This is a genomic window from Bifidobacterium sp. H6bp9, assembly GCF_032193695.1.
Classification (GTDB): Bacteria; Actinomycetota; Actinomycetes; order Actinomycetales; family Bifidobacteriaceae; genus Bombiscardovia; species Bombiscardovia kimbladii.
In genome coordinates, this window is the sequence record NZ_JASTZY010000002.1 from 1 (window position 1) to 26760 (window position 26760).

A 26760-nucleotide genomic window follows, 5' to 3' on the forward strand; every position below is an offset into this window, starting at 1 on the left:
AACACACAACCAAACCCACACACAGAACCTAAAACAACGCGTTTAGTTCCTATAGGCCCCGATCTGGCGTTTGCAAGCCCAATGAATATAAAAAGATCCCGAGGTGACCTCGAGATCCTATCTGTGGAGCTAGGGGGATTCGAACCCCCGACCTTCTCCATGCCATGGAGACGCGCTACCAGCTGCGCCATAGCCCCGTGCTTGCCTTGCTTGGTGAAGCCTTGCTTATAGTACACCGGGATTGGCAAATGGAGCAACTCAGTGTGTTGCCCCGGAATTGCAGGGATTGTGAGCTAATTGATGGATTTTATCCTCGAATGGTCTGGAGTCATTCCTGAGCTTGCAAGTGCGCTAGCATGATGAACAAGGGGCGACCAAGGGGGTCGGCAGCAACGGAAAGGCGGCGGACCATGACCGGCAAAAACGATGCCGAAGTGCGGGTTGAAAAGCGGAACGAGAACCATCCTGGGGACCAGCTCATCATCAACTGCCTGCCCTTGGACCAGAGTGAACGACAGGAATTCCTCCAGGCGGCTCCAGGCGTTCGTCAGGAGTTCATTGTCGACACGGACATGCGGCAGAGCATGCATTGGCTCATCGATGTCCCTGAATCCCTCCGATCGGAGGCCACGATCATTTTGGGTAATCCGCCGGCCGAGCAGGTGGTTGCCTGCCGTAACCTGGTCTGGCTGCAGACCAGCAGCGCGGGTGTGGATGCCTACATGAAACCGGGGGTTCTGCCTCCGGACGCCATGTTGACCAGTGCCTCAGGCGCTTACGGGCAGTCGGTCTCCGAGCACATGTTCGCCATGATGTGGGCTCTGATGAAGGACCTGCCGGCCTACCGGGACAATCAGCGTTTGGGCCGTTGGGAACCTCGCGGGGCCGTCCTTTCGCCGCATGGCTGCCAGGTCCTGGTTTTAGGCACAGGGGATATCGGAGCCTCCTTCGCTCGTCTGGCCAAGGCCGTAGGCGCTCGGACCATCGGTATCAGGCGCCATCCCGACCAGCCGGTGGAGGGGTTCGACCGTCTGGCTGGTTTTGATGATCTGGATGCCCTGCTGCCTGAGATGGATGTAGTGGCTCTGGCCCTGCCTTCAACGCCGCAGACCCGGCACATCATCGATGACCATCGTCTTGCATTGATGAAGTCCACCGCCGTGCTGATCAACGCGGGCAGGGGAGATGCCGTGGACTGCATGGCTCTGGCCCAAGCCCTGGATAAGGACGGCATTTTCGGTGCAGGTCTGGATGTGACCGAACCGGAGCCCCTGCCTGAAGACCACCCGCTCTGGAGGCAACCACGCTGCCTGCTCACCCCGCATGTGGCCGGGGGAGCCTACCTGCCCTCCAACATGGACAAGGTTCGGGAAATCTGCCTGGATAACCTTCATCGGTTCATGGATGGCAGGCCCCTGCGCAACCGGATGAGGTGACCGCTGTGTCTACAGAGCGAAACCGCGGCGGCCGCAGCCAGCGGCGGACAGTGGTTCTGCGGTGGGCGGCCGTCCTGCTGGCGCTTGCATTGATTGTGGCGGGCTCCTTGGCCCTGGCTGGCAGGCTGGTGGGCGTCGGGCCTGCTCGCCATTCAGACAATCAAAACTCCTCCGCAAACGGCCCCAGGACCGCTTCTCACGGCCCTCCTGGATATTCTCCAGAGCAGACCGCGGCCCATTCGCCTCTGACCTCGCCTGTAGACTACAACCATGACGGCGTGGATGACTACACGGCCATGGTGCGTGGAGCCCATCAGGAGGCCCGCCGCCATCCTCATTATGACAGCGGCTACTACCAGGGCGGCTATCCTCCCGATGACCGCGGCGCCTGCACCGACGAGATCTGGAGGGCCTTCCGGCAGGCCGGCTACGATCTGAAGACCATGGTCGATGCCGATATCGCCTCGTCTCCTGGGGCCTATGCCGGAGTGATCAACAGCCCGGATCCGAACATCGACTTCAGGCGGACCAACGTCCTCGGCGTATTCCTGTCCCGGCATGCCCAGCGTCTGACCAACGACACTGCGACCACCGACCAGTGGCAGCAGGGCGACATCGTCATCTTCGACACCTCCTGGCACATCGGCATGGCCTCCGATAGAAGGGACAGCCGTGGCATTCCCCTGCTTCTGCACAACATGGGCCAGCGCGACAGGGAGAACGACTACCTGGGCTCGCCAGGCCACCGTCCCATCACCGGGCATTTTCGCTTCGACGCCTCCAAAATCCAACCCGCCGTCCTGCGGCCATGGCGGGGATGACCGGGGACTACCCTGCGGAATTGAACACGGCGGTAACTGGTTGTCTGCTACTATCGGTTCGGCCAGAAACGTCGGCCAGGTTCGAGCACGAGAGGCGGTGATGGCGATGATGAGAGTATTCAGCACCATGAACGGGCAGATCGAGCAGATCGGCAAGGCTTCCAAGGGCTCATGGATATGCTTATCGGCGCCCACCGATGTCGAGCTGGCCAACGTCTCCCAGACCACCGGTATCGACCTGGCTGACCTGCGTGCCCCCCTGGACGATGAGGAGCGCTCGCGTGTGGACGTTGAGGACGAGTACACCATGGTCATCGTCGACATTCCCCGGGCTGAGGAACGCGACGGCCGGGACTACTACGAGACCATCCCTCTGTCCATCATCGTCACCGAGGATCTGATCGTCACCGTCTGCATGCAGGACACCGTCCTGCTCCATCCTTTTATGGAGGGCACCATCCGGGGTTTCAACACCTTCATGAAGTCCCGCTTCATCCTGCAGATCCTCTACCGCAACGCCACCCTCTACCTGCGCTACCTGCGCATCATCGACCGCGAGTCGGACCGGCTGGAGCTCAAGCTGCGCCACTCCATGCAGAACCGCGAGATTCTTATGCTGCTGGAGCTCAACAAGACCCTGGTCTACTTCGCCACCAGCCTCAAGTCCAACGAGATCGTCCTGGAGAAGCTGACCGGGCTGGAGCGGATCAAGCGCTACCCGGACGACGAGGACCTTCTGGGCGACGTGATCACCGAGAACAAGCAGGCCATCGAGATGGCCAACATCTACTCAAGCGTGCTTTCGAACATGACCGATGCCTTCGCCTCCATCGTCTCCAACAACGTCAACAATGTGATGAGGATCTTCACCATCATCTCCATCAGCCTGTCGGTGCCCACGCTGATCTTCTCCATGTATGGCATGAACTTCAACCAGGGCATGTTCGGCATGCCCTTCACCGACAAGCCCTGGGGGTTTGCGGTCGTGGTGATTCTTTCGGGTCTGGTGACCGCCTTGGTGACCTGGTTCCTGACGCGCTCGAGAATGTTCAAGTAGGTGCCGATCATGTTTGCACGCAGGATTGCGGCGGCTCTGCTGGCACTGGTTCTGGCGGTGCCCCTGAGCGGGTGCGGCCGTCAGGAGGATCGCTACCGGGCGGGTTCCATCGGGCCCAAGATCAGCGTGGGCATCTCCTTCGACCAGCCCGGGCTTGGATTCGCCCAGTCCGGCCAGTACCGGGGTCTGGATGTGGATGTGGCCCAGTACGTGGTCCACGAGCTGGGATACGCCGAGTCGCAGATTGTCTTCCGCCAGGTGAAGCCTGCAGACCGCGAGCGCATGCTCGAACAAGGCCAGGTGGACATGGTCGTGGCCGGCTACTCCATCACCCAGGATCGGCAGAAGCTGGTGGATTTCGCCGGACCCTACCTGGCTGCAGGGCAGGACCTGCTGGTTCGTCGAACACAGAATGACATCGCCGGGGTGGAGGATCTGGCCCAGAAGCGGGTCTGCGTGGCAGCGGGGTCCACCTCCGGGGCCCTGGTGCGCTCGCTGGCCCCTCAAGCCCAGGTCCAGGAGCGTGAGGAGTTCCCCGAGTGCGTCACGGCCCTGCTCAGCGGGGATACGGATGCCGCCAGCGGTGACGATTTTGCCTTGGCCGGACTGGCTCATGTTCGTGGCGGCGGCCAACTGCGCCTGGTCGGCAAGCCCTTCTCCAACGAACATTACGGCATCGGCGTGCCCCACGGGGATCCGGAGCTGGTGGACGTCATCGACCAGGCCTTGAAGAGGATGATGCGGGACGGCTCCTTCAAGGCCGCCCTGGGCCGGGCCTCCAGGTCCATCGGCTATTCCATTGATGCCGCCGCCCGCACGCTGCGGCCCGGCGATCGCTGAGCAAGGCTTCCGCCAGGATGACGGATGCTGGACACTGGCTCGGCCGTGTCCATGTGAATGGCGATAATTCACCATATGAACGCGAATGAAGACAGGGATCATCAGCAGACCCAGGAATCCGATCAGCCCAAGTTCCGCTACGATGCCGCCATGGCTCAGACCATCGAGGAGCACTGGCAGCAGCGCTGGGACAAGGAGGGCACCTTCTGGGCCGCCAACACCAAGGGCGACTTGACCGATGCCCAGGGCGATCATGCTGGGGGCCGCAGTCCCTACTTCGTCATCGACATGTTTCCCTATCCTTCGGGCAAGGGCCTGCATGTGGGTCACCCCCTGGGTTACATCGCCACCGACGTGGTCAGCCGCTACCACCGGATGAAGGGCGAGAACGTCCTGCACGCCATGGGCTACGATGCCTTCGGCCTGCCCGCTGAGCAGTATGCGGTCCAGACCGGCCAGCATCCCCGGGTCACCACCGAGCAGAACATCGCCAACATGCGCTGGCAGCTGCACCGGCTGGGGCTCAGCTTCGACGACCGCCGCTCCTTCGCCACCATCGATACCGACTATGTGCGTTGGACCCAGTGGATCTTCTCGCGCATCTACGAGTCCTGGTACGACCCCGACTACCGCCGTGCCGACGGGGGGACGGGCTCGGCCAGGCCTATCAGCGAACTGGTCGAAGCCTTCAAGTCCGGCAGCAAGGCCATCCCTGGCCATCCCGACGCCTCCTGGGATGATTTGGACGATGCCGAGCGCTCCGAGGTGCTCAACGACTTCCGCCTGGCCTACATCTCACGCTCGCCGGTCAACTGGTGCCCCGGGCTGGGCACGGTCCTGGCCAACGAGGAGGTGACCGCTGAAGGGCGCTCCGAGCGCGGCAACTACCCGGTCTACCAGCGTGAGCTCAAGCAGTGGTCCATGCGCATCACCGCCTACGGTCACCGGCTTCTGGAGGATCTGGACATTCTGGACTGGCCCGAAAAGGTCAAGCTCATGCAGCGCAACTGGATCGGGGAGTCGCACGGGGCTTCGGTGGACTTCACTGTGCCCAGCCCTGACGGCGATCAGACCATGGAGGTCTACACCACCCGTCCCGATACGCTTTTCGGCGCCACCTTCGCCGTGGTCTCTCCCGAGCACGACCTGCTGCAGCACCTGCCCCAGGAGTGGCCTGAGGATGTGCCTGAGCAGTGGAAGGGCGGCTATGCCAATCCTGCGGAGGGCGTGCTGGCCTATCGCAGGGCCGCCGAGGCCAAAACCGCCAAGGATCGCGTGGACGAGGGCGGGGCCAAGACAGGCCTGTTTACCGGGCTGTACGCTCTCAACCCCATCACCGGGGCCAAGCTGCCTATTTTCACTGCTGACTACGTGCTGATGGACTACGGCACTGGAGCCATCATGGCTGTGCCAGGCGGCGATCAGCGCGATTACGACTTCGCCGTCAAGTATGGCCTGCCCGTCGTCTATACGGTCAGCCCGCTGGCCGATTCCGGACAGACCTTGGACGACTATCGGGGCAAGGCGCCTTTCGTCTCCCACGACGGCATTGTGGTCAACTCTTCGGTCCATGCCACTCAGGCCGTTGGCGACCCGCTCAGCCTGGACGGTCTGCGGGTTGACCAGGCCATTGAGAAGGTCACTGAATGGCTGGAGTCGGCGGGAGTCGGTCATGGGACGGTCTCCTACCGGCTGCGCGACTGGCTCTTCTCCCGTCAGCGCTACTGGGGCGAGCCCTTCCCGGTGGTCTATGACGACCAGGGCCTGCCCCACCTGCTGCCCGACGACCAGCTGCCGGTGGCCCTGCCGGACGTGCCCGACTATTCGCCCAAGACCTTCGACCCCGAGGATGCCCAGTCCAGCCCCGAGGCACCGCTGAGCCGCAACCAGGACTGGGTGAACGTGACCCTGGATCTGGGCGACGGCCCCAAGGTCTACCACAGGGACACCAACACCATGCCCAACTGGGCCGGTTCCTGCTGGTACTACATGCGCTACATCGATCCCAAGGATGACCAGCACATGGTCGATCCGGAGGAATACGACTACTGGCTGGGGCCCAGGCACAACGCCACGGCCGGTGAGTCGGGCGGCGTCGACCTCTACGTGGGCGGCGTGGAGCACGCCGTGCTGCACCTGCTCTATGCCCGCTTCTGGCACAAGGTCCTCTACGATCTGGGTTATGTCTCGTCCAAGGAGCCCTTCCACAAGCTCTTCAACCAGGGGATGATCCAGGCCTACGCCTACACGGACCAGCGCGGCCAGTACGTGCCCGCCGCCGAGGTGGAGGAGCATGAGGAGGGCGGCAAGGTCAGCTACACCTGGCAGGGGCAGCCGGTCAACCGCGAGTTCGGCAAGATGGGCAAGAGCCTCAAGAACATCATCACTCCGGACGACATGTACCGCACCTACGGGGCCGACACCTTCCGCCTCTACGAGATGAGCATGGGACCCCTGGACGAGTCCAGGCCCTGGAACACGCGCAACGTGGTGGGCGGCATGCGCTTCCTGCAGCGGCTCTGGCGCAACGTGGTGGACGAGCAGACCGGTGAGGTGGTCCTGGACGAGGGTGAGCCCGACCAGAAGACCCTGAAGCTGCTCAACACCACCATCCACGACGTGACTGTGGAGATGGAGGCCATGCGGCCCAACACAGCCATCGCCAGGATGATCGTGCTCAACAACCATCTGACCGGGCTGAATCCGACGCCCAGGGCAGCCGTTGAGCCACTGGTGCTCATGCTCTCGCCCATCGCCCCCCACATCTGCGAAGAGCTCTGGAGCCGTCTGGGTCACAAGGAATCCCTGGCGCATGCCCAGTGGCCGACCTGGGATGATCGCTATCTTGGCGAGGACACGGTCACCGCCGTAGTTCAGGTCAAGGGCAAGATCCGCGGCAAGTTGCAGGTCAGCCCCGACATCGCGCCCGACCAGCTCGAGGCCATGGCCCTGGCACTGCCCGCCGTTCAGGAACGGCTGGGTGGCAAGGAGCCTCGCAAGGTCATCGTCAAGGCGCCCAAGATCGTTTCGGTCGTGCCAGCGTGACCCTGCACTGCCCGCAGCCAGGCTGTGGACAGGCGATGACCTTCGACCACATAGCCCCCCGACCTCATATCGGGGGGCTTTTTCATGCCAGGCTGGGTCCATGAGCATCAACATCACCCAGCCGCCGGCGCCGCCCTTGCAAGCTCTGGCTCTGAATCAATCTGCCCGGTCAGAGGGGTCAGCCGAAGGCATGGCCGAATCCCAGACTCGGCGTAATCGGCCCGTCTGGTCGTTTACCCCGCTTCAGGCCTTGACAGCCATTCTTATGCTGGTGGTTGCCCTTGCTGTCAGCCTGACCCTGCTGGTCCAGCAGGAACGGGCGCTGGCTGCAGGAGTAGCAGTCGACGGATCCGGGGGCATCTCATCGACTCCTGCAGACGGCGATGCCAACAGTGCTGCACACCGAAGCAAGCATGTTTCAGGAAACGATCCCAGTCGGAACACCCATGGTGATGAAGGCAGCGAGCATACTGACTCGGTCTCAGATTCCGCTCAGCATGGTGAAAGGGCGGGCAATCCCTCTGCTGCTCCGGCCACCAGCACCTCCGCAGGAACAGTAGATCAGACTGGCCGAGTGAATCTCAATAGCGCCAGCCAAGAGGATCTGGAGAATGTCAAGGGAATCGGACCGGTCACAGCAGCAAAAATACTGGAGCATCGTCGTGCTATCGGCGGTCGCTACGCCTCGGTCGATCAGCTTTTGGATGTCCCCGGCATCGGTGCCAAGACCCTGGCCCGATTACGCCCATATCTGGTGGCGCAATGATGGCCGGCCAGGCAGGAGATCGTCCTGCTGCTGATCGAGAAAACGGCAATCGCAATCTTCGTATGCTCCCCGCTGCCTGTCTGGCCTGGGCGATTGCCCTGCTGATCCCGTGGCTTCTGGACCGCATCATGGGCGGATCCGTGGCCGGGTCAGCCAAAAGCGGCGGCTGGTCCAAGACGGCAGGGGAGTCCAGAGGTGGCATAGCTGGTGGGGGCACGGGCATTTCAGTCTGGTTGATGCCGCTTGTCTTGGCGCTTCCATTACTCATAGCAATGGTCCTGCTTGCCTTCAAACTCGTTTGCTTGGTCGCTGCAGAGAACTCCGATTGCAAGGGTCAGGTATTGCGTCACCCCTCTCGCACATGCCCACGGAACCGGCTGCCCCAAGGTTGTGAGTCTCCGTGTATCCCCACCGTGCCGACCTTGGCTGTCTTGGCTGCGGTGGCTCTGACTGCAGCATTGGCCGCCGCAGTCGGTCATGAGTCAGCGCGCAGCGGGCCGGCAGCCCGGCAGATCCGTCAGGGAAAAGCGCTGGCCGAGATTCGCGGCCGGGCTGTGGGCCCTATGAGTGCATCCTCTCGGCGAGGCTGGGACTGTCAGGCGGAGATCAGGCTGCAATGGGTGACTGTGGCCGGGGTGCGCATGCCTTCCGATGAACGGATCATGCTCTTCGCTCGAAGCCGATCATGCCTGCTGCAACAGGGCGGGCAGTATCTTGCGCGGGGCCTGTTGGAGCCCCCTGCTTACGGCCGTCCTATTCCCTGGTTGGCTGTGGAAGACGGCACAAAACAGGTCGAGCCGCCAGGCCCCTGTAGACGATTGATCGCCCGTATGCAAAGGGCCTTTCTCGAACAGACCGGCAGACTGGACGATCAGGGAAGGATCCTGGTGCCGGGTTTGACCATGGGCATCCTCGGCAACCAGGCCCTGCCCGGATCGGATGGCTCCCTGGGCAGACCGGCAGTGGAGCCCGCCTATGCAACCCGTCTGACCCAGGACTTCCGGGCATCGGGCATCCTGCACCTGATGGCTGTCTCCGGCGGGCACTTCATGATCCTGGCCTCGCTGCTGGTGAGGATCATGCGAGCCCTGCGCTCGCCGCCCTTGCTGATGGCCTTGGTTTTGTCTGCCGCCTATCTGGGTTTGGGCATGCTGATGGTTCCCGGGGATTCAGTCTTGCGAGCTCAGGCCATGGGGCTTCTTTCGGCATTGGCTCTGGCCGCCTGCCGGCCTGCCCAGTCATTGAACACGCTGTCCTGGTGCGTCCTGCTGGTTCTGATCGTGCGACCTTCCATGGCTGCCAGCTTCGGCTTCGCTCTCTCCTGTGGAGCCGTGCTGGGCATCGGTTTGGGCAACCGGCGGTTGTCGGCCCTCCTTGAGGATCATCTGCCGGCATTTCTGGCACGTCCATTGGCCACGACCATGTGCGCCCAGGCCGGTACGCTGCCCGTGCAGGTGCTGATGAGTCCTGGGTTACCTCTACTGGCTCCACTGGCCAACCTGCTGGTCACCCCTGTGGTCGACGCTGCCACAGTGACCGGCCTGCTGGCATTGCTCACCTCCTGGCTCTGGCCTCCAGTGGGTCTGTTGCTGGCCCGACTGACCTCCCTGGGTACCGGAGTCATGGCTTTTGCCGCCACCTGGCTGGGCGAAGCGGCTGCTCCGGCGGCCTGGCCACCGGGGCCGGTCGGCAGCGCCTGCCTGGTCGGTCTGGGTCTCATGACCCTGATCGATCATCGGTTGATGCGATTCATCCGTGCTCGGGGGCGGGACCATTCATGGCCGGCTGTGACAGGGGCGAATTCGGGGGTTCCATTCCGGCCGTCGGCCTGGTTGTCAGCCAAGCGCTGGCTGCGGCAGACCTATGGCCTTCTAGCCCAGCTGGTCTTCAAAAACGACCCAGGTTAATGTCCAGCGATGAAGGGAGATTTGAGTCATGACCAAAGCTCAGCAGGAGAACCCTTCCGTCCATCTGGTGGTCGGCGGCGATCCCTTCCTCAACGCTCAGCGTTTCAAAGAGCTGTGCGCGCAGGCATGCGCCGCCCATCCGGACAGCGAATACATTGAGCTGGACGCGTCAGACTGCGACGCGTACGCCTTTCAGGAGGCGGTCGGACCCTCCCTGCTCAGTCAGACATCTGTGGTTTGTCTGGATGATCTGCAGGCGGCTGATGAAGCCCTGAGCCAGGCCCTGATCGATTTCTGCCGTGAGAGCGCAGGGGCCGGATCCAGCATCGTCATCGCACGTCATGACGGGGGCAACCGGGGTCGCAGGCTTCTGGACCAAATGGCGCGGGCCGGAGCGGTGACGGAGCGGATGCCGGATCTGAAGAAGTTCGACGACAAGGTCGACTTCGTCTACGGGCGTTTCAAAGCCCATCAGCGCCGCATCCAGCCACGGGCGGCCCAGCGCCTGGTTGATGTCCTGGGCGAGCGCACTCCGGAACTGGCTGCCATGTGCTCCCAGCTCTGCTTCGATTTCGACCAGGATCCCATGACCTTGGAGATCGTCAACCGTTATCTGACCGATAACCCGGCTGTATCCGGTTTCGCGGTGGCGGACAGGGCCCTTGCCGGCAGTCCGGCCCAAGCCGTCGTCGCTCTGCGTACAGCCCTGGAGCAGGGCAACGAACCCGTCTCCCTGATTGGCGTACTGGCCCTGAAGCTGCGGACGCTAGGCAAGGAGGCGGCCATCGAGTCGGGATCCATTACCACAGCCGAGGCCAAGGCCGCCTACTGGCAGTTGCGGGAGGCCAAGAGACAGCTGCATGGATGGACCTCCGCCGGCCTGGCGGCCTGCATCGAGGCCTTGGCCCGAGCTGATGAGATCAGCAAGACCAGCAGCGGCGACGCCCGCTATGCCCTGGAACGGGCAGTGGAGCTGATCGCCGCCAAGGGAAGGACATTGGCATGAGCTTGCAGGTCAGTGCCCGGCAACAGGACGGATTTGAACTGGCTGTGCCTACAGGCGAGGACATGCAAGGACTGGGCAGAAACCTGGCCTCGTGTCTACAAGGCGGGGACGTGATCCTCCTGTCCGGGCCTCTGGGGGCAGGCAAGACCACGCTGGCCCAGGGGCTGGGCCACGGACTTGGAGTGGACGGCCCTGTGGTCTCGCCCACCTTCACCATCGCAAGAGAGCTGCATGGCCATCTGTCCGACGGCTCGCCGGTTACCCTGATCCACGTGGATGCCTACCGGCTGGGTGGACAGGGCTATCTGCCCGGGGAGGATGCCGTGGATCGGCTCCTGGACGAGCTGGAGTCCCTTGGTCTGGATGAGGAATTGGAAGACCCTGGCCAAAGGACCATCATTCTGATGGAATGGGGCGAGCAGATGGCCTCTGCCCTGGCCGATCAACGTCTGGAAGTGAGCATCGCCCGACCCGTGGATCCCCGGGAAGATCCTGAGGCGCCACCCAGCTCCCAGGGTCAGCGTATGGTACGTCTGCGTGGAGTGGGCCCGTCATGGGCCAATAGAATGGATCAGCTGAGAAAGGCGATGACGGCATGAGTGGGACCGATACGTCCCTTTTGGTGATCGATACCTCATATGGCTCGACTGTGGGGCTGCCAGGGCGGGAGCCGTGCATCGAGACCGACTCGCGCTCGCACGTTGAACGCCTCCAGGTCAATATCGCCAAGGTCATGGACCAGGCTGGGCTGTCTGCAGACGATCTGCGGACCATCGTAGTGGGACTGGGGCCTGCGCCTTTCACCGGTCTGCGGGCAGGCATCGTCACCGCCAAAGCCCTGGCGTTCGCCACGGGTGCCTGTCTGCTGGGACAGGACATCCTGGAGCCGCAGGCCCGCTATGCCTACAGCAGGTTCAAGCGGCAGGGCCAAGACCATGCACGGCTTCTGGTTCTGGCTGTCAACGATGCTCGACGGCGGCAGCTCTATTACCGTCTCTTTGACGACTTCGGTGGCGCAGAGGCTCCGGCACGGCCGCTGACCGAAATGAGCATAGACTATCCGGCGGTTATTTGTGAGAAGATCGCGGCCATTGCGGAAGAGCGGGAGTCTGTGGATCAGGACCCTGTCACTCTGGTCATCAGCGGCCATGGAGCCACCCGCTATGCCGACCAGTGGGAGCGTCTGGATCAGCATTCCGATATGCGGGTTGTGCTGGACGAAGGATCCTTCCTGGAGGATCGGACACGGGGGACAGGCCTGATGGCTGCTTGCGCTGCCAGACGTGCCCAGCATGGTCTGATCGACCCGGTGGAGCCACTTTATCTTCGCCGGCCGGATGTCTCCGTGCCCAATCCGCTTAAGCATGTGGCAGTCCAATCATGATTCGCGGGGCGGTCTTAGAGGATCTGGACCGGTTGGTCGATCTGGAATCGCGCGTCTTCGGCGACCAGGCCTGGAGCCGGCAGGAGCTGCGGTTCGAGTTGTCTGCGCCTTCACGCACCTACCTGGTATGGGAAGACCAGGGTGCCATACTGGGCTACGGAGGCTATTGGTCAGGCGAAAGGGATGCCGAGCTGATGACCCTCGGGGTCTTGCCGGAAGCCCGGCATCGCGGCATTGCAGGATCTCTGCTGGCCAGGATAATTACCGGAGCCGATCGCGAGGGTCTGCAACGCATGAACCTGAAGGTCCGCGTAGACAACCCTGCGGCCATTGACCTCTACAAGGACTTCGGCTTCTCACAGACGGGTCTGTGCAAGGGCTACTATCAGCCTGAGGATGTTGACGCCTGGGCTATGACCAGACCTTTAAGCTCGATTGGACCGGGTCCGGTGGGTTTTGTCAGCAACAAGCTTTCGGAGGGACAGGAAAGGATCATTGACCATGAGTGAGCCCCTGGTGCTGGGCATCGAATCCACCTGCGACGAGACCGCTGCCGCCCTGGTCCAGGGCAACCGACTGCTGTCCAACGTGGTCGCATCCTCCATGAACGAGCACGCCCGCTACGGCGGCGTCATACCTGAGATCGCCTCGCGGGCACACGCTGAGTCCTTTGTGCCGGTCGTCTCCAAGGCCCTGAAGGATGCGGATATGGACCTGTCCCAGGTGGATGCCATAGCGGTCTCGGCTGGTCCTGGATTGGCTGGATGCCTGGCTGTAGGCGTTTCCGGTGCCAAGGCGCTGGCTTGGGCGGCGAAAAAGCCCTTGTATGGCATCAACCACGTCATAGGACACATAGCGGTCACCCAGCTCCAGTTCGGCCCCTTCCCTCAGAATGCCCTGGCCCTGATCGTCTCCGGCGGCCACACCTCACTGCTGCATGTGGATGATCTGGCGCGATCGGTCCAGGTGGTGGGCACCACCTTGGACGACGCAGCGGGGGAGTGCTTCGACAAGATCGCCCGTCTGCTCGGCTTCCCCTATCCGGGCGGCCCCCACATCGACCGCCACGCCTGTCTGGGCGATCCTCATGCCATTGCCGTGCCCCAGGGTCTGACCAAAGGCCGGGCCGGAGCCGAGCATCCCTATGACTTCAGCTTCTCCGGGGTCAAGACGGCCGTGGCTCGATGGGTCGAACGCAGACGGCAGGCCGGGCTCGACATTCCCGTGGATGATGTCTGCGCCTCCCTGGCTGATTCCGTGGCCACCGTCCTGTCCCGCAAGGCCATGGCCGCCTGCCACAGGTTCGACACGGATACCCTGATTGTCGGCGGCGGGTTCTCGGCCAACTCGCAGCTGCGTGGCAAGCTCCAGGAGTTCGGCGACCAGGAGGGCATCAAGGTCCGCATTCCGAAGATCAACCTGTGCACGGACAACGGCGCCATGGTGGCCATGCTGGGCGTCAATCTGGTTCAGGCCGGACTGGCTCCCTCTGCTCCTGACTTCTCCATCGATTCGGCCATGCCCATGGATCGGGTTCTCATGTAATCGACACGCCAAGTTGTCGGATACGAGAGTCCTGACTATAGTATGGTAACTGTGTTCAGCGAGAGTTGAACGGGACATTCCCGCATAGCTCAGTTGGCAGAGCGTTCGACTGTTAATCGAAATGTCGCTGGTTCAAGCCCAGCTGCGGGAGCTTCCAACCGCCGGTTATCCGGCGGTTTTTCTTTATATAAGCATACTGGTGCTATCTGCTACGAACAGGCTCGTCATTGCAATGGGCTAGCTTATTGGTTTCGACTGAGTGGCTCATAGGAGATAGTCGTGGCTCTGCCTCTCTATGTATTTTCTTTAACTCAGTGAATAGATAGTCGACTTTGAGCTATACCTATGGATAACAACAGTCATAAGACCCGACAGATCCCTCAAACATCGTGTTGCTGCGGATGGCGTGTCGCGCTTCTTTTCAGGCAAACTAGAACAACGTTGTATGTGTTGTTGATTCTGCTCTTTCATTTTGTTGTATAGTGTAAGCAGCGATGTGCAGGGCTGCACGAAGAAAAGCGAGGCAAAGAAATGATACTTCTGCATATTTCGTAATGAAAACAACGTTGTACTTAAAACGTAAAACCCTGCACTGCTGATAGACACAAAAGGCAGGGGGAAGGAGACCAGATCCATGGAAGAACGGCAACAATCAAAGCCTGGAAAAGCGCATCTGATTCTGGACACGCGGACAAGGTCCATTCCCATCAATGAACGCATTTTCGGCTCGTTTATTGAGCATTTGGGTCGTGGTATCTATACAGGCATCTATGAACCAGACCATCCGACTGCGGACAAGGCGGGATTCAGACAGGACGTCATTGATTTGGTAAAGGAGCTTGGTGTCACTGCCATCCGCTATCCCGGCGGGAATTTTGTATCCGGGTATCGCTGGGAGGATGGTGTCGGTCCGCGCTCCGAACGTCCTAAGCGTATCGATCTGGCCTGGCATTCGGGCGAAAGCAATGAATTCGGTCTTCATGAGATGGCGGATTGGCTGGATGAGTTGGGCGGCAACGAGCTCATGGAAGCTGTCAATCTTGGTACACGGGGTATTCAAGAGGCCCTTGATCTACTTGAGTACGCCAATATTCCTTCTGGCACGGCTTTGTCTGACATGCGTCGGCGCAATGGCCGTGAGCAACCGTTTGGAATTCGAATGTGGTGCTTAGGCAATGAGATGGATGGTACTTGGCAGATCGGGCACAAGACCGCCCACGAATACGCCAGACTGGTTGCTCAGACTGCAACGGCGATGCGTATGGTCGATCCCGATCTAGAGTTGGTGGCCTGTGGCTCTTCTTCACACAGTATGCCTACATTTGGTGAATGGGAACGGACTGTATTGGAGGAAGCCTACAATCAAATCGACTTCATCTCCTGCCACGCGTATTATGAGCCGCACAATCGTGATATGGCCAGCTTTTTGGCTTCCGGCGTCGATATGGATGGGTTCATCCGCGATGTGGCTTCGGTCATAGCTGCAGTTCGAGGCAGACTCAAGAGCAAGCATCAGGTCTATATATCTTTCGATGAATGGAATGTCTGGTATCAGGATGCAGAACCGAGTAAGCCTCCAGTAGGCATAGGCAACTGGCCTCAGGGTTCCAGACTTCTGGAAGATATATATTCGGTTGCTGATGCAGTGGTGTTTGGCGATCTACTGATCACCCTGCTCAGAAATGCTGATATCGTGCATTCCGCCAGTCTGGCTCAGCTGGTCAACGTCATTGCACCCATCATGACAGAACCCGGCGGCCCTGCTTGGAGACAAACCATCTTCTTCCCATTTGCTCTGACTGCCAAATACGCCAAGGGTGGCAGTGTCTTACCCTCTCAGGAAGATGCTGAAACATGCGAAACCAGCCAATACGGCGATGTGCCGATGACGGACTCTGTGGTGGTCAGAGGAGCTGATGGTTCGCTGACTGTTTTTGTTGTCAACCGCAGTCTTGATCGGAGCGTGGAGTATCGTTCCGACCTTTCTGGACTCTATAAAGCTGGGAAAGTGGTTGTCCAGAGCCTTCATGATGACGATGTTGATGCTCGCAATACGCTTGAGGATCCCGAACGTATCGGTTTGCAGACGCGTAAGGACTTTACCTTTGAGAACGGCAAACTGAGCATCATGCTTCCTCCGGTTTCGTGGACGGCTATCCACTTAGATTGATAATTACAAATTGTTGGTTTCCACATATATTCAAAGGAGAAATAATGAGGAGAACTGTGAGAATCATTGCAGCGGCACTCTCGGGAGTCTTGGCGATTTCCATGGCTGCCTGTGGCGGTGGCGGAGGAGCCAAGAATGAAAGTCAGGCTGAGCACAGCGATAAAACTGCGAATGCCAATGCTCAATGCCAGAACAAGGTCAAGAAGCCAAATGCAGAAAAGGTTACCGTATGGGCCTGGTATCCGGCCATTCAGAAAGTAGTCGATGACTACAACGAGAATCATGATGATATTCAAGTGTGCTGGACGAATGCTGGTCAGGGAAGTCCCGAATACACCAAATTCAATAATGCTATAAAAGCCAAGTCCGGCGGTCCTGACATCATCCAGCTTGAGTATGAAGCAATGCCGCAATTTGTCGCGGGAGCTCAAAAGCATCTGGTTGACCTTAGCAGGTATGGCATGAATGATCACAAGCAGGAGTACACGGAAGGCGCCTGGAAGAGCGTGAGCATGGGTGGCGGCAACTCCGTTTATGGCGTTCCTGTCGATCTTGGTCCCTTCGTCATGTATGTGCGTCAGGACATCTTCGATAAATACCACGTCAAGGTTCCTACTACTTGGAAGGAATTCGAGCAGGCAGGCAAGGATCTTAAAGCTGCTGGTTTCGACGGATTCCTGAGCGATTGGGCTCCTAACGGCACTGCTGTCAATCCTGCACTTTTTGCTCAGGCAGGAGAGAAGGTATACGAGTATTCGTCAAAGACGCCTGACAAGGTAGGTATTAAGTTGGATACCCCAGGCGTTCAGAAGGTTCTAGAATACTGGCAGAACCTGGTCAAGGAGGGTCTGGTCGACACCACGGACGCCAATACGACCGACTGGAACAACAATATGATTTCTGGCAAGTATGCCGCCTATGTTCAGGCTTCCTGGCTGACTGGCTACATCAAGGGTTTGGACAATTCTTCAAGCGGCAATTTCAGGATCTATAAGGCACCGGTTTGGGATGACTCCACGCCTCAGGTCAACCAGGGAGGATCCGCTTGGGCTGTAACTGATCAGGCCAAAGACACCAAAGCAGCGGCCAGCGTTGCTCACGATCTGTTCGATTCAGATACAGCACAGCATATCGGTGTCACCGATGGTGCATTGTTCCCATCTTGGAAGAAGCAGCTCGCATCGGACGCTTTCAAGAACATGCAAGAGCCATTTTTGGGCAACCAAAAGCCTAATGAAGTCACCATTCCGGTGGCTAATGCTTGGAAAGGCGACGAGTTCCTGCCCTTCCAGACTTATGCCTATGACGAACAGACTAAGTCTTTCTCTGCAATCGTTAAGAAAGGCAATGATTGCAAGGAGACCCTGAAGACTCTGGAAACCAAGCTGAACAATTATGCCAAGCAGCAAGGTTTCACTACAGAGTGACTGCTCATTTAATTGGAGGGATGTCGTCATCGGTATCCCTCCTTTTTAGGAGGTTCTGAAATGGCTTCGAACGCAATAGACAAGCCCAGAAAGACGAAATCCAATGTCGGTAGCAGTCATAGAGGGATGTGGGGCTGGTTCTTTACTGCTCCTTTTGGGGTCATCTTTCTGTTGTTCCTTGTGATACCGCTTGCTTACGCATTCTATGTATCGTTGTTTACTTATACACAGGTCAAAGGGGAGTCCTTCTCGGGGTTCGCCAATTATCAGCGCGTTTTTACTGACTCGATATTTCTGGTCGGTATGGGCCGCGTCATTCTTTACACCGTTGTCATGGTTCCGATCCAGCTGGGACTAGCGCTGATATTCGCTCTGCTCCTGGACTCCTTTAAGAACAAGTTTGCCTCAGTTTCCCGGCTGGTTATCTTCCTACCTTATGCAATTCCTGGAGTCATCGGTGCATTGATGTGGGGATTTATGTACTCCAAGAATATGGGCCCGTTTACTACCATATTCGGGCTGTTTGGAATGCAGACCCCCGGATTCCTTACTGCCAACGGCATCTTCGGTTCATTGGTCAATGTCGTGACATGGCAATGGACGGGTTACTACATGGTGATTTTATATTCGGCCCTGCAGTCCATTCCGCATGAACTCTACGAGTCGGCCAGAATAGATGGGGCATCAGAACTGAAGATTGCTACAAGGATCAAAGTGCCGATGGTCTCAGGATCATTGGTCATGGTGACCATCTTCTCGCTTATCGGCACCCTGCAGTTCTATACAGAACCCACTATTTTGCGTAATCAGGCGCCGACGGTCATACCGCCGGAGTACACGCCCAATATGTATGCGCAAGCTCTTGCTTTCAATTACAACCAGACCAACTACTCTGCTACGGTTTCATTCGCGCTGGGACTGGTCGTGGTGATATTCAGCGTTTTGTTCATGAGACTGACTCGTAATCAGTCTGGATTGGAGGACTGACATGTCAGCCACAAGAACAAGCGGCGTTCGCAGAAGCGCCAGACGCATTCAAGGTAATACCAGCGTTTTCGTTTATGTAGTACTGATATTGGCCATGGTCTACTTCCTCCTGCCTGTATGGTGGTTGATCGTCGCTTCCACAAAGTCAAATTCGGGATTGTTCTTCGGTGCCCATGGCTCTATGTGGTTCGATAAGGATTTCGACCTTTGGAAGAACATCGGTCAGCTTACGAGCTATCAGGATGGCATTTATTGGCGTTGGATTTTCAACTCCTTCCTTTACGCTCTTGTAGGAGGGTTCGGCGCCACAGTAGTGGCGGTTATGGCTGGATATGGTTTCTCCAAGTTCAGATTCCGCGGACGAAATCTGTACTTCAACATCGTTCTCGGTGCTTTGATGATTCCTTCGACAGCCTTGGTGATACCCACGTTCCTGTTGATGTCTGACATTGGTATGACCAACACCATTTGGGCTGTGCTTTTGCCATCCCTGCTCAATCCAATGGGTGTTTACTTGATGAGAATCTACTGCATGCAATCCCTACCCGATGAAATGATTGAGGCGGCTCGAGTTGATGGGGCAGGTGAGTTGAGAACTTTCACACAAGTTTCTCTGCCTATTATGACCCCAGCAATTACTACAGTCTTTCTGCTTTCCGTCGTCGGTGCTTGGAACAACTTCTTCCTGCCCCAGGTTGTTCTCACTAATCCAAAGTTGTTCCCGATTACGGTCGGGCTGACCCAATGGCAGACAAAATCCCAGGCCGGAGCAGCATCAGAACAGGTTTGGAATCTGGTGACTTCTGGAGCCTTCATCTCGATCATTCCCATGGTCTTGGCTTTCCTCTTCCTACAAAGGTACTGGGTAGGGGGATTGACGGCCGGATCTGTCAAATCATGATTCAAGGGAGGCCTGATGTTAAAGCTACATTTTCTTAGTTGAGATAAACTGAAAATAGAATTGTTGTTACGTATTCCGAATTCGCACAAGTTCACTATGCGGAGTTGTGCGAATTCGGAATATATGTAATTGCCGATTGGTAAGGGGCTCTATTGACAACCAGAGTGACTATCAAGGATGTAGCCAGGCATTCTGGTGTTTCCATCAAAACAGTGTCCAATGTTATCAACGGTACTGGCAGCATGCGTGATTCCACCAGAAAACGCGTGCAGGACTCCATTCGTGAACTTGGCTACATGGTCAATGTATCGGCCCGTTCATTAAAAACGGGTGCGACTAAACTTTTAGGTCTGGGAATTTTCGATTTTTCGCAGCCATTCGCCCCTTATTTGGCAGATAAGGTCATAGACATATCACGAAAACATGGATATGGAACAGTAATTAGCACTTACGGGTCGGACGGATCAGGTCTGCCTGTCATCATGGATGAAATCACTCAGCTATCAGCAGATGGGTGGCTGCTTTTTTCGGACCAACCTTTAAAGAATGAAGGCATCATCCTTGATCAGCCCTATCCTATTGTTCTAGCCGGTGATTACAACTCTTATGATCGTGTTGACTGGGTGACTATGCCTAATACGAGAGCCATTCGGTATGTCACAGGCAGGTTGCTCGATATGGGATGTCGTCATATAGCAGTCTTCGGTGCACCGGAAAAGCCAAAGACGCGCAATGAATACATGTGCGCTACTGAAGGCCTGCAGGAACTGAGGATTAGGGGATATATCGAGGCCTTCGAAGAGCGGGGACTATCGGTGGATTGGCAGATGCTCCTGCCCAAGGATTGGATGGAAGGAGTTAGCGGCGTACAGGCTGTGACACAAATGTTGTCCAGAGGTATACGTCCGGATGCGATTATTTGCTTGACTGATGCCATGGCACTGGGTGCCTTGCATGGTTTGCAGAACGAGGGAATTCGTATTCCTGAAGATGTCCAAGTCGTGGGGTTCGACGATGTGCCGGAATCGTCTTACTCGACTCCATCGCTAACCACCATTGATCCGTGCCTGAATGACTATGTTGAGCATGCAATTGATATGTTGATTGAGCGCATCAATGGGTACAAGGGCAAACCGAGGACTTTTGTAACCGATTTCCGGCTCGTAGAGCGTGATTCGACCTTGGCTTTCCCAACAGAAAAACATACTGTAGCAGTGACTGCAACAAACCAAGCAGATGCGGCTTGACCTTTGAATGTGATTCGATACTTGCAAGAATGAGATTATTTGTTGAAGTATTTTTTAGTGAATTCAGTTTAAGACTGGCCATCTCTATGATTCATTGATTTTAATTCGCCGAATTGTCTAGTAGCCTGGAAGTTGTTTCTCAATCGTATATCTATATTAGACGAAATGTACATGAGGATCTATATGCATTCAATAACTGCTAGCGTGGCCTTTACCTACTTTTATTAGAAGGGTTATCGGTTTACGAAATATAAGATTCAGTCAACGCTTTTGACAAATCTTTTCCTCATTCCTTGCACTCTTGCACGAACGATCACTATTAGGTTCCTCGCTGGACGAACTGTGCACGACTCCATATTCGACCACATGCTCCTGCTTGATTACTGCGGTTCCGGCATCAAGTCCATCATGATGGTGGACGCTCAATCGGGCATCCGTGATGACGGAATGAAGGTGCGATTATGGCCTGTGCGCGTGACCATAAGAAGAAGGGCATCCAGAGGGTTACCGGCCGGATGCCTGACATGCCTTCCGGCTGTTGGCCTCCCTGGTTCCCCAGGTCCCTGCTGGCATTGATGCTGGCCTTGGTCCTGTCGGCCGGAGGGCCTGCGGCAACCGTCGCGGCTCAGCCTGCGCCGACCCTGCCTTCGGCTGCAGCTCCGGCGCAGATTGATCGAGTTACCTCATCGACCTCTGCCTGCCGCCGGGGCTGGCTGTGGCCCCTTGAACCTCTGCCTGGCGACAAGGCTGTTCCGCAGGTCATGCGTCCCTTCGATCCTCCGGATCATCCATGGCTGAGCGGTCATCGCGGGATTGATCTGGCAGTGCAACAAGGCAGGCGCATCCGGGCCCCAGCAGACGGTGTCATCACTTTCACCGGTTCTGTAGCAGGCAAGGACGTGGTCTCCATTCGTCACGGCAAACTGACCTCCACCTATGAGCCAGCGAAGAGCTCGTTGCCGGAGGGAACCCGGTTGCAGGCAGGCACAGTCTGGGGAAAGGTAGATGGGGTCTCTGACCATTGTGACCAAGATTGCCTGCACTGGGGGCTGAAAGATGGTCATAACCACTATCTGGATCCAGGCGCTAAAGTCGGACGGCATCGCATTCTTCTCAAGCCTCTATAGGAGTGCAGGGGTCCGCCTGCAAGACTCGCGCGTCTGCAGACCAGGTATATCGCAGGCCCGGGGGAGCGGTTAGAATCGTAAAGCATAACGCCGTTTCAGCAGGGAGTGGTCATGCAGAACATGCAGCAAGAATTTACGCGTCCGCTTGAGAAGCCCATAGACGCCGATGCCGGTGTCTTCTCCCTGCTTGAGGACAGGGTGAAGCGCCTGGGCGACGATCCTCTGATCGAATACCGGAGCGGACGCGAGTGGAACACGATAACGGCCCGGGAGTTTCGCGACCGTGTGGTCGCGCTGGCCAAGGGGCTTATGGCCCGGGGGGTAGACCGGGGGGATTCAGTGGCTATCGTCTCGCACACCCGATGGGAATGGACTGCCCTGGACATGGCCATCCTGGCTATCGGGGCCGTGACGGTGCCAGTCTACGAGACGGACTCTCCCGATCAGATCCGGCGTATCTTCAACGACTCCCATGTCGGCATGGCTTTTCTGGAGGATGACGACATGAGGGCCCGGGTGGATGCGGTTCGCTCCCAGTGCGCCTATCTGAACGACTTGTATGTGATCACCAGGGGAGCGCTGACCACCATGACCGCCTACGGACGGGCGGTGGACCAGGCAGACTTCCAATCCCGTGCCGACTCGGTGCGGGGATCCGACTTGGCCACCATCGTCTACACTTCAGGCTCCACGGGCAAGCCCAAGGGCATAGAACTCAGTCATAGCAACATCGTCTTCACCGTTCGTTCGGGTACCCAGGCAGTCCCTGACATCTGCCTAGGCGAGGGCAGACGGCTTCTGCTCTGCCTGCCCCTGGCCCACGCCTTCGCCCGTTGTCTGCAGTTCTTCGCCATCGCCACGGATCTCACGCTGGGGCTTACCGGGTCCATCCGCAATCTGTTGCAGGACATGCAGACCTTCAAGCCCACTTTCATCCTGGCTGTGCCGCGAATCTTCGAGAAGATCTACAACGCTGCCTCCCAGCGGGCCGGAGCAGGCGCCAGGGGCAGGATTTTCCTGGATGCCGCAGGGGTGGCCAGGCAGTGGTCTCGTCATCAGCAGACCGGCAGCCGGGTCCCCATGTCGCTGAAGACCAAGCACCTCATGTATACGGGCACCGTTTACGATCCGATCCTGGAGGCCCTGGGCGGCCGGGTCCGGTATGCCATTTCGGGCGGCGCTCCTCTGGACAGGGACATCGCGGACTTCTTCAACGGCATAGGTCTGCCCCTGCTGGAGGGCTACGGCATGACCGAGACCATGGGTCCGGTGACGGTCAACCCCACCAAAGGCTACAGGCTGGGCACCATCGGCCTGCCCATGCCCGGCATCACCGTGGGCATCGACCAGGAGGGCCAGCTATGCGTCAAGGGCCCCGATGTTTGCATGGGCTACCACAACCATCCGGAAATCACCACCAGGCAGATTCGCGACGGCTGGCTGCTGACCGGCGATCTGGGCAGTCTGGACGAGGACGGGTTCGTTCGGTTGACCGGCCGGCGCAAGGAGATCATCATCACGGCAGGGGGTAAAAACATTTCGCCGTCGCTGCTGGAAACAGCCGTCGAGCGTTCGCCCATTATCAGCCATTGCATGGTCATCGGGGACCGCAGGCCTTTCATCTCGGCCCTGATCACCCTCAATCTCGAGGAGGTCAACAGGTGGCTGAGGGACCAGGGCGCTGAACCCTTGGACGATGCCGCTTCGGCTGGGGAGAACCCTATCATCCGCACGGAGATCGATCGTGCGGTAGACGCGGCCAATGCTCAGGTCTCCCGGGCCGAGGGGATCCGTCGCTATCTGATTCTGGACCAGGACTTCACTCGTGAAAACGGACTGCTCACCGCATCATACAAGCCCCGTCGTCAGGAGGTTCTCAAGCGGTATGAAGACCAGATCGAGCAGAGGATCTATGCTCAAAGACCTGCGTCGGCTGGCTTGATGTAGCCTGTATCAATCAGAGCCGCCTTGAGATTGGAGGCTGAAACCGCAACCAGTGGTCTTGATAGGCGGCGCAGTTGCTTGCTGTCCTGGTTGACGGTCTGGATCGTATCCATGGCCGGCACCTTGCCCTGGCTGTTGAGTCCGACACAGGCCTTGGCAATATCAGCCGCAAGCCCCAGTCTGTCCTCCAGACCAGTCATCCACTGCCGTCCGTCCACGATTTGAGGGATGTTGTCTACGTAGGCGCCGTATCCACTGATGATGGGCCAGGCAGCGTGGTCGTCCGAGGGTGTGGAATCCTGAGCCCTGCCCGTGCCCTGTGAAGGATCCTCCTGCGACCCCGTCGAATTCTGTGCCGTAGGGCTCTGAGCGGGTTTGGGCACGCGCTTCCGGTGCAGATCCTGGCGACCGACCATGGATCCCACAATGCCTGATATTGATATCTCTGGGTTGACGTCCGCTGAAGAACCCCGATATCCCAGATCCCCGAGCTCAGAGACCACACCGGAAACAATGAAGTCGTTCATGGCCAGAATGCCGTCCACCTCGGTGTGGGTCTTGGCGCCATCGTTCATGGCCAGGCGGGTCGCCAGCTCTTTGCCGGTAGCCGAAGCGTCCTTGCCCGGATCGAAGGCGATCGCCTGCCAGTCCTTCTCGGTGCTGTCTGCCTTCAGAAGCCCCGAGGGGCTGACAGCCCGTCCATCCTTGAAGTAGGGCCCCAGCACCTGCCAGATTCCAGCGAAAGCCTGGGCGGGGAAGGAATGCTGTTCATCCTGATCCTCTTGCTGGTTCCGCTCAGCCTGGCCTGCTTCACCGCCCTTGTCAGCAGGGGATTCATCAGATGACGCATCAGTTGTCCGGTTCGGCAGCAGAATCTCGATGCGGCAGGGGTTGTCCTTGCTGGCCTTGTCCAGCTCCAGCTTGCTGGCCAGCTTGTCCGCCTGCATCTGACCAATGGCTCGTGCATCGGACAATTGCACGAACAGGTCCGGCTGGATGCCCGGCACCTGGTTGGCCAGCAGAACCACATGCATGCCGGCGCCCGAAGCCAGACGCAGAGACGAGACCAGACGTGCCCGCGCCTTGTCTTTGGAGTCGGCAACCAGAGACTTGCTGATGTAGTCGCCATACTGGCGGGTAATGGAGTCAGGCGAGGTCATGGGTGCCACCACCAGTGTGGTCGGCTCTGAAGCCTTCCCGGCCTTGCGCTCCGAAAGACGGTTGACCAGGTAATCCTGCAGCTCCTTGCTCTGATCCTCCAGATTTCCGCTGGTGTAGGTGTCGATGTGTTTATCGGAAAGATGCTCCTTGGCCAGTGCTGCCTTGAGCTCAGGAACCAGCGCGGCCCACTTGTTGATGGGCGTGTGCTGGGAGAGCGTGATGCCGTCGGAGGGAGTGAAAATGGCCACCCGACCGGGGACATCAGCGGCCGCAGCGGTTCCCTGGCTCTGCGGGGCGCTCGGAGACTGCTGTCCACTGCCCGAGGCCGGACCACCGCAAGCGGCAGCAGAGGCTACCATGGCCAGGCCTGCCAGCAGGGCCAGCAAGCTGGACAAACGCCGTGCAAAGCCGGTCTTCTTCACGTTCGCTCCTTCGTTCCGACAGGGCCTGACTCTGGCCGGGTCCCGAGCAACCATTCTATGGGCTCTCGGGCAGGAGTGTATGAAGGGTCGATGTTTCGCGTACACGGTCCTCGCTGATGGTACAGACAGTGAAGGCGGATCTGAAAAGATCAACCGCCTGCAATAACCGTCCGCAATGGCAAAAGGCGGGTGTTGTTTCTCTGATCTGCTAGTCTGCTTTGGCCGCCTTGTGTCCCTTGGCCTCTGCGGCACCTGAAGACATACGCTCGGCAAGAGCATGGTCCAAGGCGTCCATGAACCCTTCGGTGTCCAGCCAAGGCTGATCAGGACCTACCAGACTGGCAAGATCCTTGGTCATGCGACCGGAGCGAACGGTCTCGATGACCACGGATTCCAGTGTTTGCGCGAACTCGGCCACCTTGGGTGTCTCATCCAGCCGCGCCCGCTGCTTGAGTCCGCCGGTCCAGGCGAAAATGGAGGCGATCGGGTTGGTGGAGGTGGTTTCCCCCTTGAGCCAGCGCCGGTAATGCCTGGTCACGGTCCCATGGGCGGCCTCGGCTTCAACGGTCTGCCCGTCGGCCGTCATCAGCATGGAGGTCATGAGGCCAAGAGACCCGAACCCTTGCGCTATCGCATCGGACTGGACATCGCCGTCGTAGTTCTTGCAGGCCCAGACGTAGCCGCCCTGCCACTTGAGCGAGGAGGCCACCATGTCGTCGATCAGCCGATGCTGGTATGTCAGCCCTTCTTGCTCGAACCGGCTCTGGTATTCCTGCTCGTAGACCTGGGCGAAAATATCCTTGAACCGGCCGTCGTAGGCCTTGAGGATGGTGTTCTTGGTGCTCAGGTAGACCGGATAGTGCCTCTGAAGGGCGTAGTTGAAGCAGGAGCGGGCGAAGTCGCGGATGGAGTCGTCGAGGTTGAACTGTACCTGGGCCACGCCTGGACCTGGGTAGACGGTCACCTCCCGTGTCACCGGGTCGCTCCCGTCTTCAGGAGTGAAGACGACGCTGAGCTTTCCCGGCCCCGGAACGGTGAAATCAGTGGCCTGGTATTGGTCGCCGAAGGCATGTCGGGCCACTACGATGGGCTTGGACCACCCGGGAACCAGCCGGGGGATGTTATCGATGACGATGGGCTCGCGGAAGATGGTTCCGCCAAGAATGTTGCGAATGGTGCCGTTGGGCGACTTCCACATGCGCTTGAGGCCGAATTCCTTCACCCTGGCCTCGTCAGGGGTGATAGTGGCGCACTTGACGCCCACATGCTCGCGCTCAATAGCCTGGGCCGCCTGCACGGTGACCTTGTCGTCGGTGGCGTCCCTGTTGCGGATGCCCAGGTCGTAATAGTCCAGGTCCACGTCCAGATAGGGCAGAATCAGCCGTTCCTTGATCATTTTCCAGATGACCCTGGTCATCTCGTCACCGTCGAGCTCGACGATGCGTCCTTTCACGGCGATCTTGTCCATGGCGGCCTCCTATCGGTCGGCGGGTCGGGGGCCGGATCCTGCTCCCGGTGCCGCAGTTGCGCTTGCGAACTGTTCTATCCCAATTTTGTTACTCTCTGT

At 58.6% G+C, this 26760-nt stretch carries 21 protein-coding genes and 2 tRNA genes; 20 read left to right on the plus strand and 3 right to left on the minus strand.

Features of this window, described 5'->3' with window-relative positions; genetic code table 11:
• Positions 1–124: 124 nt before the first annotated feature.
• Positions 125–197, minus strand: a tRNA-Ala gene (locus QRX40_RS03600).
• Positions 198–410: 213 nt separating this feature from the next.
• On the opposite strand from QRX40_RS03600, the gene QRX40_RS03605 reads away from it, so the two are divergent.
• The 20 genes from QRX40_RS03605 (at position 411) to QRX40_RS03700 (ending at position 23613) form a co-directional block, all read left to right on the plus strand.
• Positions 411–1436 (plus strand): D-2-hydroxyacid dehydrogenase, encoded by a 1026-nt coding sequence (locus tag QRX40_RS03605; RefSeq protein WP_306222078.1) that lies wholly within the window; start codon positions 411–413, stop codon positions 1434–1436.
• A gap of 5 nt (positions 1437–1441) precedes the next feature.
• Positions 1442–2257 (plus strand): DUF1287 domain-containing protein, encoded by an 816-nt coding sequence (locus tag QRX40_RS03610; protein ID WP_029676252.1) that lies wholly within the window; start codon positions 1442–1444, stop codon positions 2255–2257.
• Positions 2258–2363: 106 nt separating this feature from the next.
• Positions 2364–3314 carry a magnesium transporter CorA family protein gene (locus tag QRX40_RS03615; protein ID WP_024627661.1) on the plus strand — a complete coding sequence of 317 codons (951 nt, stop codon included), beginning with the start codon at positions 2364–2366 and terminating at the stop codon, positions 3312–3314.
• 9 nt (positions 3315–3323) lie between these two features.
• Positions 3324–4154 carry a glutamate ABC transporter substrate-binding protein gene (locus QRX40_RS03620; protein WP_313836391.1) on the plus strand — a complete coding sequence of 277 codons (831 nt, stop codon included), beginning with the start codon at positions 3324–3326 and terminating at the stop codon, positions 4152–4154.
• A 75-nt stretch (positions 4155–4229) separates the two neighbouring features.
• A complete protein-coding gene (gene leuS, locus QRX40_RS03625; protein ID WP_313836393.1) occupies positions 4230–7199 on the plus strand; it encodes a leucine--tRNA ligase in 2970 nt (989 codons plus the stop codon).
• A gap of 100 nt (positions 7200–7299) precedes the next feature.
• A complete protein-coding gene (locus QRX40_RS03630) occupies positions 7300–7965 on the plus strand; it encodes a helix-hairpin-helix domain-containing protein (protein ID WP_313836395.1) in 666 nt (221 codons plus the stop codon).
• A 413-nt stretch (positions 7966–8378) separates the two neighbouring features.
• Positions 8379–9872, plus strand: a complete 1494-nt coding sequence (locus tag QRX40_RS03635; protein ID WP_313836396.1) for a ComEC/Rec2 family competence protein — start codon at positions 8379–8381, stop codon at positions 9870–9872.
• A 28-nt stretch (positions 9873–9900) separates the two neighbouring features.
• A complete protein-coding gene (gene holA / locus QRX40_RS03640; RefSeq protein ID WP_313836397.1) occupies positions 9901–10878 on the plus strand; it encodes a DNA polymerase III subunit delta in 978 nt (325 codons plus the stop codon).
• Positions 10875–11477, plus strand: coding sequence for a tRNA (adenosine(37)-N6)-threonylcarbamoyltransferase complex ATPase subunit type 1 TsaE (tsaE, locus tag QRX40_RS03645; protein ID WP_313836398.1), 603 nt, complete (start codon positions 10875–10877; stop codon positions 11475–11477). The genes holA and tsaE overlap by 4 nt, the downstream gene beginning before the upstream one ends.
• On the plus strand, positions 11474–12262 hold the full coding sequence (tsaB, locus tag QRX40_RS03650; RefSeq protein WP_313836399.1) for a tRNA (adenosine(37)-N6)-threonylcarbamoyltransferase complex dimerization subunit type 1 TsaB: 789 nt from the start codon (positions 11474–11476) through the stop codon (positions 12260–12262). The genes tsaE and tsaB overlap by 4 nt, the downstream gene beginning before the upstream one ends.
• A complete protein-coding gene (gene rimI, locus QRX40_RS03655) occupies positions 12259–12771 on the plus strand; it encodes a ribosomal protein S18-alanine N-acetyltransferase (protein WP_313836400.1) in 513 nt (170 codons plus the stop codon). Before tsaB ends, rimI begins: the two co-directional genes overlap by 4 nt.
• Positions 12764–13807, plus strand: a complete 1044-nt coding sequence (tsaD, locus tag QRX40_RS03660) for a tRNA (adenosine(37)-N6)-threonylcarbamoyltransferase complex transferase subunit TsaD (RefSeq protein WP_313836401.1) — start codon at positions 12764–12766, stop codon at positions 13805–13807. Before rimI ends, tsaD begins: the two co-directional genes overlap by 8 nt.
• 78 nt (positions 13808–13885) lie before the next feature.
• Positions 13886–13958 (plus strand) — tRNA-Asn (locus QRX40_RS03665).
• A gap of 483 nt (positions 13959–14441) precedes the next feature.
• Positions 14442–15977, plus strand: coding sequence for an alpha-N-arabinofuranosidase (locus tag QRX40_RS03670; RefSeq protein ID WP_313836403.1), 1536 nt, complete (start codon positions 14442–14444; stop codon positions 15975–15977).
• A gap of 56 nt (positions 15978–16033) precedes the next feature.
• On the plus strand, positions 16034–17404 hold the full coding sequence (locus QRX40_RS03675; RefSeq protein WP_313836405.1) for an extracellular solute-binding protein: 1371 nt from the start codon (positions 16034–16036) through the stop codon (positions 17402–17404).
• 60 nt (positions 17405–17464) lie between these two features.
• Positions 17465–18391 carry a carbohydrate ABC transporter permease gene (locus QRX40_RS03680; protein ID WP_306222098.1) on the plus strand — a complete coding sequence of 309 codons (927 nt, stop codon included), beginning with the start codon at positions 17465–17467 and terminating at the stop codon, positions 18389–18391.
• A 1-nt stretch (position 18392) separates the two neighbouring features.
• On the plus strand, positions 18393–19292 hold the full coding sequence (locus QRX40_RS03685; RefSeq protein WP_306222100.1) for a carbohydrate ABC transporter permease: 900 nt from the start codon (positions 18393–18395) through the stop codon (positions 19290–19292).
• Positions 19293–19444: 152 nt separating this feature from the next.
• Entirely contained in the window at positions 19445–20539 is a 1095-nt protein-coding gene (locus QRX40_RS03690) for a LacI family DNA-binding transcriptional regulator (RefSeq protein ID WP_306222102.1), read from the plus strand.
• A 461-nt stretch (positions 20540–21000) separates the two neighbouring features.
• Entirely contained in the window at positions 21001–21666 is a 666-nt protein-coding gene (locus tag QRX40_RS03695; protein WP_313836408.1) for a peptidoglycan DD-metalloendopeptidase family protein, read from the plus strand.
• A gap of 120 nt (positions 21667–21786) precedes the next feature.
• Complete coding sequence (locus tag QRX40_RS03700) at positions 21787–23613, plus strand: AMP-dependent synthetase/ligase (protein ID WP_313836725.1); 1827 nt, start codon at positions 21787–21789, stop codon at positions 23611–23613.
• On the opposite strand, the gene QRX40_RS03705 is transcribed toward QRX40_RS03700, so the two are convergent.
• A complete protein-coding gene (locus tag QRX40_RS03705) occupies positions 23583–25193 on the minus strand; it encodes a hypothetical protein (RefSeq protein ID WP_396184264.1) in 1611 nt (536 codons plus the stop codon). The genes QRX40_RS03700 and QRX40_RS03705 overlap by 31 nt on opposite strands.
• Before the next feature lie 208 nt (positions 25194–25401).
• Positions 25402–26661, minus strand: a complete 1260-nt coding sequence (locus tag QRX40_RS03710) for an NADP-dependent isocitrate dehydrogenase (RefSeq protein ID WP_045924357.1) — start codon at positions 26659–26661, stop codon at positions 25402–25404.
• Positions 26662–26760: the final 99 nt, after the last annotated feature.